Raw genomic sequence first — 14,535 nt, forward strand, 5'->3', positions numbered from 1 at the left:
GTCAGAGACGTAGTTGCATTTATATTTAATTCTTGAAAATCAGCTTCTACGTCGTTTTCCTCTCCGCTGTCAATTTAAACACTCTTAATGTGTAAAAAAAGGTGAACCACTAAAAAGAAGGTTCACCATATATTTTTATCCTCTTTTTCCAAACTTAAAACGATTCTTTAAACGAGCTCCTAAAATAATTTCAAATAAGTTTAATTTGTACGCAACCCCTAAATAAACAATAGACCCTACAATTGCTCCAATGATGACAAGGAACATTGAAATCATTCGACCATCTTTATAAGTCCACCAGAATCCTAATAAGTATTCTACAGCATAAACCGCTCCGGCCATTAAGCCAGATAAGATAATCATAAAGATAATCCTTCTAAACACTTTATTGAAAGAGAACTGCGCATTTTTACGAATATAATAGAAATTGTATACGATTGAAAATGAATAGCCTAATCCGGTCGCTAATACCGCGCCATATGTTTTAAATGCATAAATTAATGGTACATTTAAAACAATTTTTAATATTACTCCGCCTATTAAACCAATAATCGCATATTTTTGTTTATCTAAACCTTGTAAAATCGCTACATTTACCGTGAAAAGTGAATACAATAAAGCTACTGGAGCATAAAAGCCTAGTATACTTCCACCAAGTGTACTTTTTTGATAAAATGCACTATAAATTGGTTCAGCCAAAACTGAGATACCTACTACAGCAGGAAGAGTTAGGAAGAATACAACCTGGTAGGTTTGGGTAATTTGACTTTGTAGCTTTTTATGATTTTTATTTACGAATGCTTCAGTTATAGCAGGAACAAGTGTTAAACCAAATGCCGTTGCTAATGAAACAGGAATCATAACTAGTTTGTGACTTGTGTATGAAAACATTACATAAGTATTCTCTGCAATATCTTTTAATCCTATTGCTTCCATTGCTCTATTATAAGTAAACTGATCCACTAATTGATATAACGGGATAGCAAGTCCAACAAAGACATATGGAATTGAATAAGAAAATAATTCTTTAAACATTTCTAATTTAGTAGGATAGATTAATCCTTTTGATTTTGGAAGAAGTTCATCTAAATGAACTTTTCGCTTTCTCCAATACCATAGTAAATTTAAAATACCACCTACAGCACCAATTGTAGCTGCAAACGTCGATAACCCTACTGCTTGAGTAATGGTTCCACCCATAACTTTTAGAATGATATAACTTCCAACTAGCGTAAATACAATACGTACAATTTGTTCAATTAACTGGGATACAGTAGTTGGGCCTGTTGATTGATGCCCCTGGAAAAAACCTCTATATAAACTCTGAGAAGGTACTAATATTAATGCAGTACTTACTATTCGCATAACTGAAACTACATCTTCTACACTATTACCTTTTGTATCCTTTGGAATCATAAGAGGTGCAATATAAGGTGCTATGATATATAACGTTAAAAACGAAAATATACCTGTACATATTAGGAGTAGCTGACTTGCATGAAAAAGCCTTCTACTTGTTTCATATTCTTCAATAGCATTGTACTTCGAAACGAACTTTGCTACAGCTAACGGAACACCTGCAGTAGCTATACTGATAAACAAAGTATATGGAACGTAACCATAATTATATAATGCAGACCCTTTTGAACCAACTAACGCATAAAAAGGGAATGTATAAATCATTCCTAGAAATTTTATTAAAAACGTACCAGCAGTTAATATGAAGGTACCTCGTAGCAATTTTGAATCTGACATAAACTGCCTCCTACCAATTCTCGATCAAACTAACTAATCTATCTTACCATATCATATACAAAGAAAAAATTAAAAAATGATAAGAAGTTGGAGCTTACTTGAAATAATGGTAAACTGACTAAAAGAAATTTGTAACGAAAGTAGTGAAATAATGGTTTATGACGTGATTGTAATTGGTGGCGGAACTTCTGGTCTGATGGCTGCAATTAGCGCTGCTGAAAACAAAGCTAAAGTACTTTTACTTGAAAAAGGAACTAAATTAGGACAAAAACTCCTTATATCAGGTGGTGGTCGTTGTAACGTAACAAATCGCTTACCTATAGAGGAAGTTATTAAACATATACCTGGAAATGGCCGATTTTTATATAGTGCATTCTCTATCTATAATAACGAGGATATTATACAGTTTTTTGAAAACATGGGAGTCGCATTAAAAGAAGAGGATCACGGGAGAATGTTTCCTGTATCAAATGACTCAAAATCAGTATTAAATGCATTAATGCAAAAACTAAAAAAACATCATGTAGATATTCAGACCAATCGAACTGTTAAAGACGTACTCTATGAAAATGGTAAAGTAGTCGGAATCATATTGGATGATCGAACAGTCATTCACTCAAAAAGTGTTGTCCTTGCAGTAGGTGGTAAATCTGTTCCACACACAGGATCGACAGGTGATGGATATGCTTGGGCAAAAAAAGCTGGTCATACAATAACTGAACTCTTTCCGACAGAAGTACCTATAACTTCAAGTGAAGATTTTATTCAAAATAAATCACTTCAAGGCCTTGCATTAAGAGACATTGAATTAAGTGTATTAAATCCAAAAGGCAAAAAAGTGATCGCCCATAAAATGGACATGCTTTTTACTCATTTTGGAATTTCGGGCCCTGCCGCACTACGTTGTAGCCAATTTGTATATAAAGTACAACAAAAGTTTAAAACAAAAAATGTATCAGTTGCGATTGATTGTTTCCCAGAGCAAAACGAGGAGTCATTATTTCAAGACGTAAACAGAATTCTAAAAGAAGAACCTAAAAAAGCGATTAAGAACGTTCTTAAAGGTTATGTACCTGAAAGATATTTACTATTTCTGCTTTCAAAATGTGGAATTGATGAGGCAACTCCTTGTAATGAAATTGCTACGATGAAATTAAGAGAGCTTGTCCAATTATTTAAGGGCTTTTCATTTATAGTAAACGGAACTCTTTCAATTGAAAAAGCCTTCGTTACAGGTGGTGGCGTCTCAACAAAGGAAGTTCATCCAAAAGAAATGTCATCTAAAATCATGAATGGCCTTTATTTTTGTGGAGAAATATTAGATATTCACGGTTACACTGGTGGCTATAATATTACCGCTGCTTTGGTAACTGGTAGATTAGCAGGAGCATCAGCTGCGGATTACTCTCAAACTAATTTTTAAGAAATAAACAAAGGACCGAACGAATACATTTTTTCGCTAGGTCCTATAATCTTTACATATCGAAAAGCATAAGGATTGATTCTTAAGAAACTTTATAAAAGTAAAACTGTTATTCGCCAAGCTTATTGCCATAGTTGTATTCGAAAAACAATCAAACTGATTTTCTAGTTTTAACTTATGCTTTTCAATTATTATATTTTTCTTTGGCACAAATCCACCGTCCCTAATTTAAGGTCAAAGGCGAGCGTTCGATTGTTCGTGTTGCAAGTTCACTAATAAATAGAATCGTCCATCCTCTTCAACATACCCATCTGCCAATTGGAAAGATTGTTTTAAGTCTTTAAAGTAAAACTTTCCAATTAAATACTTTGAAGAATACAACTCCATATGCCCATCTTTAAATTTACCAATTATTTTATCGGTAATATCAATTTTTAATGTTTTAGGCAAATCAACCCCCTCCTTTCTAACAAGCAAAGACCTCAATGAAAAAATATATGAGGTTCTACTTTAATATATGTCACAACTCACGTGCTTAATATTCCTTATATTAAAAAACATTAGCCTAAATTAAACCAAATAAATAAAAAAATCCAACAAAAACGTTGGATTTCAGGTAGGTAGACAAAATATCGATACAGATAAATTTTTTTATTTGATCTCGCCTTCCCAGGCCATCATTCCACCTTCCATGTTGATCGCCTTATAGCCTAGCTCATTTAAATACTCACAAACATTCTCACTTCGAACGCCTGCCTTACAAATAAAAATGTATTCAAATTCTTTATTAAAAACATCTAATTTGCTAGGAATTTGCCCCATTGGAATATGAACTGCTTCCGGAATTTTCCCATACTCAACCTCATAGTCCTCTCGTACATCTACTAAAAATAGCGTTTCTCCTGATTCTAAACGCTCTTTAACTTCATTTGCAGAAATCGTATTCATCATTGCTCATCCTTTCTTTATAGCAACATCTTAACAACTAATTATTTTCTATGCAAAAAGTACGTTTCATTCTTTCCACCTTGATGGCGAGGATGAATTAGTAATTAAGCAAATTGATGAAATTTACTAACTCGCAAAAAGGGTGCATAAGTTAGTAGAAAAGTAATATCTCGAAATTTACTTACCCATAAAAGGACTTGGGTGGTAAAAAATCAATAGTAAACAAAGAAAAAACCTCAAAAGAGGTTTTTTCGAATTAACTATTTAGTTAGCAACAATATTTACTAATTTACCTGGTACAGCAATGATTTTTCGAACAGTTTTGCCTTCAACTTGTTCCTTAACTGCATCGTCTGATAATGCAATTTGCTCCATTTGCTCACGAGAAGCATCTTTTGCAACAAGTAATTTCGCTTTTACTTTACCATTAATTTGTACTACGATTTCAATTTCGTCTTCTACAAGTTTAGCTTCATCGTATGCTGGCCATGTAGCATATGCAATTGAATCACTATGACCTAGCTTACTCCAAAGTTCTTCACCGATATGAGGAGCTACTGGTGCTATTAATTTTACAAAACCTTCTACCATTTCTTTTGGTAATTGGTCAGCTTTATATGCTTCGTTAATAAACACCATCATTTGTGAAATTGCAGTGTTAAAGCGTAAACCTTCAAAGTCCTCTGTTACTTTCTTTACTGTTTGGTGATATGTTTTTTCAAGACTGCTAGAAGTAGCACCCTCTACAATTTTATCTGAAAGCTCTTCATTATCTGTAACAAATAAACGCCATACTCGGTCTAAGAAACGGCGAGAACCATCTAATCCATTTTCTGACCAAGCGATTGATGCATCTAATGGCCCCATGAACATTTCATATAAACGTAATGTATCAGCACCATGGCTAGCAACGATATCATCAGGATTTACAACGTTCCCTTTAGACTTAGACATTTTTTCATTATTTTCCCCTAAGATCATTCCTTGGTTGAATAGCTTTTGGAATGGCTCTTTTGTAGGAACTACACCTAAATCATAAAGGAATTTATGCCAGAAACGAGCGTATAGTAAGTGAAGAACTGCATGCTCTGCTCCCCCAATATATACATCAACTGGTAACCAATGCTTTAGTAATTCAGAATCTGCGATTGCTTCGTTATTATTTGGATCAATATAACGTAAGTAATACCAGCAACTTCCGCCCCATTGTGGCATTGTATTTGTTTCACGTCTTCCTTTTTTACCTGTTACTGGATCAACTACATTAACCCATTCAGAAATATTCGCTAATGGTGACTCTCCAGTACCACTTGGGCGAATATCTTCTGTTTTTGGAAGAATTAATGGTAATTCCTCATCAGGAACAACTGTCATAGTACCATCTTCCCAGAAAATTACTGGAATTGGCTCTCCCCAATATCTTTGACGAGAGAATAACCAATCACGTAGACGATACGTAACTTTTTTCTCACCTGATTTTGAAGAATCTAACCAATCTATTATTTTTTCAAGAGCTTCTTGTTTATTTAAACCGTTTAAGAAATCAGAGTTAACATGTTTGCCATCTCCAGCGTAAGCTTCTTTTTGAACGTCTCCACCTTCAACAACTTCAACGATTGGTAATTTAAATTTAACTGCAAATTCGTGATCGCGCTCATCATGTCCTGGTACTGCCATAACTGCACCAGTTCCATAGCTTGCAAGTACATAATCAGCAATCCAAATTGGAAGCTTTTCGTTATTTACAGGGTTAATTGCATATGCTCCTGTGAAAACACCTGTTTTATCCTTGGCTAAATCAGTTCTCTCTAGATCACTTTTCGATTTAACTGAATCGATGTATGCTTCAACAGCATCTTTTTGATCAGCTGTTGTAATTTGATTAACTAAATCATGTTCTGGAGCTAATACTACATAAGTTGCACCGAATAATGTATCAGGACGTGTTGTAAATACTGTTACTTTTTCATCGAATCCATCAACATTAAAGTAAACTTCAGCACCTTCAGAACGGCCAATCCAGTTGCGTTGCATTTCTTTTAAGCTTTCTGGCCAATCTAATTCTTCTAGATCTTCTAATAATCTATCAGCATAAGCTGTGATTTTTAGGATCCATTGCTTCATTGGACGACGCTCAACCGGATGTCCTCCGCGCTCACTTTTCCCATTGATTACTTCTTCATTAGCTAAAACTGTACCAAGAGCTGGGCACCAGTTAACTGGAATCTCATCTACATAAGCTAATCCTTTTTCAACCATTCTTAGGAAAATCCATTGCGTCCATTTGTAATAATTAGGATCAGTCGTATTAATTTCACGATCCCAATCATATGAAAATCCTAGTGCCTGAATTTGATTACGGAAAGTATTAATATTCTTTTCAGTAAATTCAGCTGGATCATTCCCAGTATCTAAAGCATATTGTTCTGCAGGTAGACCAAATGCATCCCACCCCATTGGATGAAGTACATTATAGCCTTGCATTCTTTTCATTCTTGAAAGGATATCAGTAGCTGTGTACCCTTCTGGATGACCCACATGTAATCCCGCTCCAGATGGATAAGGGAACATATCAAGTGCATAAAATTTCGGCTTGCTTGTATCGTCAGTCGTTTTAAACGTTTTATTTTCTAACCAATACTTCTGCCATTTCTGTTCAATAGAACCATGATTAAAACTCATATTATTGCCTCCTTTTTTCATGTATAAATGGCTCGGCTGTGGCCCTAGCGGTCTACAAATAAAAAAATCCTCCCGTCCCAAAAGGGACGAGAGGATTTCCCGCGGTACCACCCAAATTAATGTAAAAATACATTCACTTGTTTCCGTAACGTGGAACACGACATTTATTACTTGGTTAAAACCGTTCACAAATGTGGCTTATGGGCGAGTTCATGAATAGAATGGATTGACTTTCACCAACCGTCAACTCTCTAAACCTCTTCATATTCACTACTATTCCCAATCATTGCCGATCATTTAGATTTAATTTATACCATTTTATTATAACCAAAGAAAAAGGTCAATTATACATCGCCTATTTTTAAGAAGCAAAAGTTTGATTTTCAGCTTTTACTACTTTTTTAGCTAATCTTTCATAGAGCACAGAGAAAACCATGCTTATTAATAAAAAGACAACTAAAATGATAAATAATACTCTCATATTAAATGTATCAACGAGTGCTCCACCTATAACAGGTCCTAACATTCTTCCAACCGTCGCTGCACTATTTACAATCCCTTGATACATTCCTATACGATCTTTTGGAGCAAGCATGTTTGCAATTGTTGGTACTGCAGGCCATACGAACATTTCTCCAATCGTTAAGATGATCATACCAGTCATAAACATTGAGAACTGTTCAGCAGTACTTACAAAAATAGTCGAAACGATAAAGAATCCAATTCCAAATAACATTTGCTTTCTCATACTTAAATCATATTTGCGAATAGCAGTTGATATTACAGGTTGAGCTATAACAATAAGTAAACCATTTACAGTCCATAATTGGCTATATTTTGTTAAGCCAATGTGTAGATTTTGCATTTCTGAAGCAATCGTAGTTTGCCATTGCACATAAACTAACCAACATAAAACATACGCACAACAAACAATCATCAAAGCCTTCATTGAAGGAGTAAATGAAAATTTTTGTTTTTCTGCTTTTTCCACTTGAGAAGTTTCTTTTATTTCATTAGGTACTCCAATATCTCTAAATCCAAATAAAGCGACTAAGAAGAAAATAATATATAATAGCAAATTAGCGGAGAAAATATAATTAATATTAGCGGCAGCAACAACTCCACCTAACGCCGTACCAATCGCCACGCCAAGATTTTGAGCTACATAAATTGCATTAAAAGCTTTACGACCACCCTCTGGCCATGCCGCTCCAACCATTGCATACATTGATGGAAATACAATACCAACACCAAATCCTAATATTACGAAGAAAAAACTATAATATGCCCAAGAATGATTAATAACCAAACCTAATATTGACAAAAACGTAATACTAATACCAGTAAGGATTGACCTATATCCCCCAAATTTATCAAAAAGCCAGCCTCCTAGCATATTACCAAATACACCGGCCAATGAATTAAACATTAAAATAAGCCCCGCAACAGACAAGGACTTTCCTAAATATATATGGATGTATACTGTATTGAATGGCCATAAAAAAGAATTACCTGTTACATTTAAAATCATACCGATTAACAAAAACCATAGTTTTTTTGGCATCCCTTACTCCCCTCAAAGCTGTCCCTTTTTATCTATTTTTATCTCATTAACTCATTAATTGTAGAGGAGAATCGACCTACTTTCAAGAGGCATGCTTTGAGTGAGGAGAGATAACAAGGCCAAAAAACCTAGAAAATATTAGAAAAGCACCACATAACCCAAAAATTACCAAATGAAATAAAAAAAGGAAGGCATGCCTTCCTTTTCCCTTTTTCTACCTTACCCCTGCTTTGATCTTTGTGGTTGACCTTTTTTAGCGTTATTCATTTTGACTTGATCTACAGCTGAAAGTTCACCTGAGAATTCTGTTTTCGTTTGATTCTTTGTTGTTTGTTCAGGGTTATTACTTTTTGATTTCTTTTTTACCACTTTTGGATTCCTCCCAAGGATTGCATATTCTTGAACGTATTCTTGCATATTCTAATCTCCTTTAGTGCGGAGTAATAATCATTTGATGTTGTAGCTTTGTTAATTGTCTACGTAAACGATTAAATTCATCTCTATTTTCTAAATTTGCAAGGTTTTCAACTTTTTCTAACTGCATAATTGCTTGTTCAAGCCCTGCCTGTGCTTCAGAATACTCGATTCCGTTAAAATGCTCTTGTCGCATGCCAATTTCTAATTGTTGCACTGCATAATCATAGGCTTGTTGCGCTTGTTGTACTTGTTCTTGTCCGAAATTGCGATCTGTTATTCCCAAGAAAATACCTCCTTTGAGACTTTAATGAAGTATCCGATATGTAGGTTACCTCAAGGATAGTATTTCCGAACCTTTCAATCAGAGTACAATAATTTCTTTACAAATAAGAAAGGTTTTTCCATTTGGTTTTCTTAATAGAGCATGATAAAATCGATAATATTGACTTAAATTAAGGGAGGGATGAGGAATGACAAAAAACAATCCTTTTCCATATACAATAGATCATAAAAGATATCATTCATGGAATTATCACTTAAGACAACACTTTGGTGAAAAAGTTTTTAAAGTTTCAATCGACGCAGGATTTGATTGTCCAAATAGAGATGGTACAGTTGCGTTTGGAGGTTGTACTTTTTGTAGCGCATCTGGTTCAGGAGACTTTGCAGGAGATCGAGCTGAAGATGTTGTAACTCAATTTCATAAAATAAAAGATAAAATGCATGAGAAATGGCAAAACGGAAAATACTTAGGCTATTTCCAAGCATATACAAATACTCACGCACCAGTAGAAGTATTAAAACAAAAGTTCGAGCCAATTTTAGAGCAAGAAGGTGTTGTTGGTTTATCAATCGCAACAAGACCGGATTGTTTACCAGATGATGTTGTTGAATATCTTGCAGATTTAAACAAACGAACTTATTTATGGGTTGAACTAGGATTACAAACTGTTCATGAAAAAACTGCAAATATTATTAATCGTGCACACGATTATAAAACCTACGTAGAAGGCGTAGAAAAATTAAGAAAGCACAACATCCGTATTTGTTCACATATTATTAATGGTTTACCTCTTGAAACTCCAGAAATGATGATGGAAACTGCAATGGAAGTTGCTAAACTTGATATCCAAGGAATTAAAATTCACTTACTTCACCTATTAAAAGGTACTGCAATGATGAAGCAATATGAAAAAGGACTAGTTGAATTCATGGATTTTGACGCATATATTAACTTAGTCGTTGATCAACTTGAAATCATTCCAAGTGATGTAATCGTACATCGTATTACTGGAGACGGTCCACCTGACTTATTAATCGGACCAATGTGGAGCTTAAAGAAATGGGAAGTACTAAATGCAATTGATCGTGAGTTTGAACGCAGAAATAGCTGGCAAGGTAAATACGCAAATAATCGAGTAGAATTAACATGATTCTAGATCGTATTTTACCGTATGCTAGAAAGCTTCTCCAATCAACTGTTAAAGAAGGTGATATTACCATTGATGCCACAATAGGTAATGGTCATGATACAGTATTTTTAGCAAAATTGGTTGGTGAAACTGGTCATGTATACGGATTTGATATCCAAGAACTAGCGATTCAAAAGACGACTGAAAGAATAAATAATGAAAATTTAAGCAATCAAGTTACACTTTTGCAAACAAGTCATGCAGAAGTAAAAAAAGCAATCCCAGCTTCGTTACACGAGAAATTAAAAGGTGCAATTTTTAATCTTGGTTATTTACCTGGTAGTGATAAATCAGTTGTAACAGTACCCGAATCTACCATTTCATCAATAGAACAAATACTTGAAATGATGGCCCCAGAAGGGATTATCGTAGTAGTGATTTATCATGGACATGAAGGCGGAGAAATTGAAAAAGATGCATTAATGAACTTTGCTCAAAACATCCCCCAAGACTTGGCTCATGTATTAACTTATCGATTTATTAATCAAGCAAATAATCCTCCTTTTATATTAGCAATTGAAAAAAGAGCTTAAAAAAAAAACTGTCTAATTTTAGACAGTTTTTTTATGTTGTCTCCCCAATTATTCAAAAGTACAATTATAGAATTTTATTCTGATCCCCTCATAACCATTATAAACACCTTAAAAATTCATTAAAATTTCATTAATGGTAAATTTTTCTTGAAAAATTGGTAAAGATAAAAAAATCAAAAAAAAGAAAGAAGGTTTTCAAAATGAAAAAAGCAATTTTTGCAGGTGCAGTAGTTAGTCTTTTTACACTTAGTACAATCACAGTAAATGCCGAAAACATCGCGGCAGCAAATTATTATGTCCATCCACATCATGATCATGATGCGACAACTGATGATGGTGAGCATCATAGACATCATCACCATCACAAAGCAAATAAAATGTTAGAAAACCACAAAAAAGAAGTTGTTAAGTATATTTCAAATTATTTAAACCAACCTGAAGCTAATATAAATAAAGCTGTAGAGCAACATAAAATGGAAATGAAGAAATTAATATTTATCGCAGTTGTCTCAAAACTTTCAAATAAACCTTTGGAAAATATCATCGCTCAAAAAGGTAAAACAAATTCATTTAAAGAAATATTAGATAATAATAATATTAAACGTGAGCAATTTTTTGAAGAAATGAAAAGAGTTCATCGAGATATATTTACTCAAATTGAACCAACTAAAAATTAAATTTAAAAGAGTGCCCCTTAAGTCATTATACTTATTGGGCCTCTTTTTTTGTTTAGGCTCTGTTAAAATAAAATGTTGATTTTTACGTACTAAAAAAGACTGTTTTTTCTTTTGTAGAAAATTCACGTGTTTCTTCAACTTTTTTTTGGCTCATATCTGGATCTAAAACCGAACCAAATGTTAATCCTTCTATGAGACCTTTTACTACACCTTTTAATAAACCATCCTGTTTCGTATTTTCAGTCATTAAAATAACCTCCTCTCACTAATGATTGTATAAAATAATTGATCACTTTACTGGTAAAGAAAAATTGTCTAATGATGAAGTTGAAGAACTTAAAAGAGCAACAAAGTATAATCGTAATACTTAACCTTTATTTTAAAAACAGAATCTCCATGTAGAAGATTCTGCTTTTTCTTATGTAACTAGCGCATTAGTTAGTTGAATAAGAAAATGGAATAAGTTAACCTTTAATGCTCTTACTACGTTCAATAAGATTGGAAACGAAATAAGATATTATTAAAATCATCCCTATAAAGAAAGCGATAAAAAAACCAACCATCCCTTGAATACCAATCCATCCAACGGTGAATGTTAGAAAAAATAATTCATAACAAAAGCCAGCCATTATTATCGCAACAGGTACGTTAAAAGGAAATAATCGTTTCCAACCTATTGCTAATGAAGTCGAAATGACTAGTATCGCAATCGAAATGATTGTATGTAATAAGCCCCAACGAAATTCCATACGAGATTGTGCCTCTTCACCAAAAGTGGTAAGAGGTCTAGTATTTAATTCATAGACTGTGAGGATTACTGTAACAGCCCCTACAAACATAACTAGGATAAAAATAACCCAGTTTACCATTTTTAATGTGTTTTTATTCTTCACTTGATCCTCCTAAATTAAATAATTCTTCTCCCATAAAAGCCTCCGGTATAAAAATTTAAAATAATTGTATGTCCATCTCGAAAAATAATTTTTACCAATTTTTTACAATTATTAATTCTATAAAAAGTTGTTTTCTCCTCTTTCATTGTTCAACTAAACTGCCAGTTAGTTCAATAAGAATATCAACAATCTTCTTTAACAGAGCCTTTGTTTAAATAACTTGTTTAGTAATGAATTTTATTAAACAGACGTTCATTTTTTTATTAAGAACATATCCCCAAATTCACAAAAAATTATTAATAATATCTAATTACGGCGTATTCATGGAATCAACTGAATATTATGTAAAGATATAACCACTTAATTGATTTGTTCATACAAACAAGTTCGTAGTTAATTGAGATAAACCAACTCTAGGGGCGTGAAGAGTTGACTACAAACCTAAACAATTTGAATAAAATATTTCGTAATGTTTTTCAGTTCATTTTACGGAATTCGAATTGGATATTATTATTAATTGGATTAATTGCGTTCATCAATTACTGGTCAATTTTTTACCTTGTTTCATTATATAGAGGATTTCATACAGAATCTTCACAAGTAAATCAGATGACTCTTTGGGTAATTTATGGGTATTTTTATGGCTTCTTCGGGAGTATGATTTTAATTTTTTTACACTCTTTTGTACTAAAACATATGTTGTTTTTTCGAAAAATTAAAAGTGCCATATCGTTTATATTCCTTCATTTTGCTTATTTTATTTCACTTATCTTATTAATTCTATTAAACTAATTTTCTATGTAATTGTTACCACTTTAATACTTAGGCTTGTTTTCTAATTCAAATATAGTTTATACTTAGATTAAATTTAATGCATTGTTCGGAGGAGCCTGTCACGATAGGGATAAGTATGTAATACTTTACTTACCCTATCGTGGCAGGTTCTTTTTTTGCGATCAGACGGGAGATGAATTTATGCTTTATGTGCAACTTGCGATTATATTAATTGCCTCTAAAGTTTTTGGGGATTTAAGTACAAAGCTTGGTCAGCCTGCAGTTTTAGGAAAGCTATTAATAGGGATTATACTAGGGCCAGCTGTTCTGGGAATCATTACTGAAACAGAAACATTACATGAAATGAGCGAAATTGGCGTCATTTTACTTATGTTTATTGCAGGTCTAGAAACTGATCTTAATGAATTTAAACGAACTGGGAAAGCTTCATCTTATGTAGGGGTACTCGGAATACTATTCCCATTACTCTCAGGTTATCTTTATGGAATCTCCATAAACTTAAGTCAATTTGAAGCTATTTTTTTAGGGCTGGTTCTTTCTGCAACTAGTGTAAGTATTTCGGTGGCTACTTTAAAAGAAATGGGTAAACTTAAAACAAAAGATGGAGCAACAATTTTAGGTGCTGCCGTAATTGATGATATTGTTGTCATCATAGCATTAGCATTTGTAATGAGTTTCAGTGGTAGCGCCGTTAGTTTACCAATTCTTTTATTGAAAAAGTTTATATTTTTTACATTTGCCATATTAATCGGTTGGAAGATTGTCCCTTGGTTCCTAAAAAAGTTTATAAAACTAAATGTATCAGAAACGCTAATCTCTGCTGCATTAATAGTTTGCTTCTTATTCTCAGCTTTTGCAGATCAAACAGGGATTGCTGCAATAATCGGAGCTTATATCGCTGGAATTTCGATATCTGTTACTAAGTTTAAACAAGAAGTTTTTGAAAAGGTCGAAACGATTGCTTACTCTGTATTTGTACCTGTTTTTTTCTCTTTAATTGGAGTATCAGTTCAATTTACGGGGTTAAGTCATTCGATTCCAACTATTATTATTTTAAGTATCATTGCTATTTTAACGAAACTAATTGGTGGAGCACTAGGAGCAAAACTAGCGGGATTTCCAACTAAAAATTCACTCGGTATTGGTTCAGCCATGGTGTCACGTGGGGAAGTTGCACTGATTATGGCATCAACAGGTTTAGCAAATAATCTATTAACTAAGGAAATGTTTGCGATCCTTGTTATAGTGGTATTAATCACAACAATTGTAACTCCACCACTTATGAAGTTATTTTTCTCTGAAAAGAGTGAAACTTTAAATAAAAAAAGTGAAGCTATAAATTAATAAACGCAAAAAAGGATCGTTTGAAATTAACG

At 33.3% G+C, this 14,535-nt stretch carries 14 protein-coding genes and 1 other annotated feature; of the genes, 5 read left to right on the forward strand and 9 right to left on the reverse strand.

What is annotated here, in order from left to right:
* Positions 1–135: 135 nt before the first annotated feature.
* Positions 136–1,755: a putative polysaccharide biosynthesis protein gene (locus tag COE53_RS17265; protein ID WP_069034722.1), complete on the reverse strand. Its 1,620-nt coding sequence runs from the start codon at positions 1,753–1,755 to the stop codon at positions 136–138.
* Between the two features lie 151 nt (positions 1,756–1,906).
* Here COE53_RS17265 and COE53_RS17270 point away from each other — a divergent pair, with 151 nt between their 5' ends.
* A complete protein-coding gene (locus tag COE53_RS17270; protein WP_069034723.1) occupies positions 1,907–3,178 on the forward strand; it encodes a BaiN/RdsA family NAD(P)/FAD-dependent oxidoreductase in 1,272 nt (423 codons plus the stop codon).
* A 234-nt stretch (positions 3,179–3,412) separates the two neighbouring features.
* Here COE53_RS17270 and COE53_RS17275 read toward each other — a convergent pair whose 3' ends face one another.
* From COE53_RS17275 to COE53_RS17300, 6 genes are all read right to left on the reverse strand, one after another.
* Entirely contained in the window at positions 3,413–3,628 is a 216-nt protein-coding gene (locus COE53_RS17275; RefSeq protein WP_069034724.1) for a DUF2553 family protein, read from the reverse strand.
* A 201-nt stretch (positions 3,629–3,829) separates the two neighbouring features.
* Positions 3,830–4,126, reverse strand: a complete 297-nt coding sequence (locus COE53_RS17280) for a rhodanese-like domain-containing protein (RefSeq protein ID WP_254664613.1) — start codon at positions 4,124–4,126, stop codon at positions 3,830–3,832.
* Positions 4,127–4,390: 264 nt separating this feature from the next.
* Positions 4,391–6,808 carry a leucine--tRNA ligase gene (leuS, locus tag COE53_RS17285; protein WP_069034726.1) on the reverse strand — a complete coding sequence of 806 codons (2,418 nt, stop codon included), beginning with the start codon at positions 6,806–6,808 and terminating at the stop codon, positions 4,391–4,393.
* A gap of 79 nt (positions 6,809–6,887) precedes the next feature.
* Positions 6,888–7,104: a binding site (T-box leader), on the reverse strand.
* A gap of 65 nt (positions 7,105–7,169) precedes the next feature.
* Positions 7,170–8,372, reverse strand: a complete 1,203-nt coding sequence (locus COE53_RS17290; protein ID WP_069034727.1) for an MDR family MFS transporter — start codon at positions 8,370–8,372, stop codon at positions 7,170–7,172.
* Between the two features lie 219 nt (positions 8,373–8,591).
* A complete protein-coding gene (locus tag COE53_RS17295; protein WP_254664619.1) occupies positions 8,592–8,741 on the reverse strand; it encodes a glycogen biosynthesis protein GlgD in 150 nt (49 codons plus the stop codon).
* 61 nt (positions 8,742–8,802) lie between these two features.
* Complete coding sequence (locus tag COE53_RS17300) at positions 8,803–9,066, reverse strand: DUF2524 family protein (protein WP_069034790.1); 264 nt, start codon at positions 9,064–9,066, stop codon at positions 8,803–8,805.
* A 193-nt stretch (positions 9,067–9,259) separates the two neighbouring features.
* Between COE53_RS17300 and mnmL the strand changes: the two genes are divergently transcribed.
* The 3 genes from mnmL to COE53_RS17315 all read left to right on the forward strand — a co-directional run bounded on the left by mnmL (position 9,260) and on the right by COE53_RS17315 (position 11,471).
* Complete coding sequence (gene mnmL / locus COE53_RS17305; RefSeq protein WP_069034729.1) at positions 9,260–10,222, forward strand: tRNA modification radical SAM protein MnmL/YtqA; 963 nt, start codon at positions 9,260–9,262, stop codon at positions 10,220–10,222.
* A complete protein-coding gene (gene mnmM / locus COE53_RS17310; RefSeq protein ID WP_069034730.1) occupies positions 10,219–10,794 on the forward strand; it encodes a tRNA 5-(aminomethyl)-2-thiouridylate-methyltransferase MnmM in 576 nt (191 codons plus the stop codon). Before mnmL ends, mnmM begins: the two co-directional genes overlap by 4 nt.
* A 200-nt stretch (positions 10,795–10,994) precedes the next feature.
* Entirely contained in the window at positions 10,995–11,471 is a 477-nt protein-coding gene (locus COE53_RS17315) for a hypothetical protein (protein ID WP_069034731.1), read from the forward strand.
* Between the two features lie 82 nt (positions 11,472–11,553).
* On the opposite strand, the gene COE53_RS24070 is transcribed toward COE53_RS17315, so the two are convergent.
* A complete protein-coding gene (locus COE53_RS24070; protein WP_180242442.1) occupies positions 11,554–11,718 on the reverse strand; it encodes a hypothetical protein in 165 nt (54 codons plus the stop codon).
* A 217-nt stretch (positions 11,719–11,935) separates the two neighbouring features.
* On the reverse strand, positions 11,936–12,364 hold the full coding sequence (locus COE53_RS17320; RefSeq protein WP_091023716.1) for an RND transporter: 429 nt from the start codon (positions 12,362–12,364) through the stop codon (positions 11,936–11,938).
* A 975-nt stretch (positions 12,365–13,339) separates the two neighbouring features.
* On the opposite strand from COE53_RS17320, the gene COE53_RS17330 reads away from it, so the two are divergent.
* A complete protein-coding gene (locus COE53_RS17330) occupies positions 13,340–14,503 on the forward strand; it encodes a cation:proton antiporter (protein WP_069034734.1) in 1,164 nt (387 codons plus the stop codon).
* The last annotated feature ends 32 nt before the right edge of the window (positions 14,504–14,535 follow it).

Origin of the sequence: Bacillus sp. AFS029533 (assembly GCF_002585125.1) — a bacterium.
GTDB classification, from domain to species: domain Bacteria; phylum Bacillota; class Bacilli; order Bacillales; family Bacillaceae_G; genus Gottfriedia; species Gottfriedia luciferensis_B.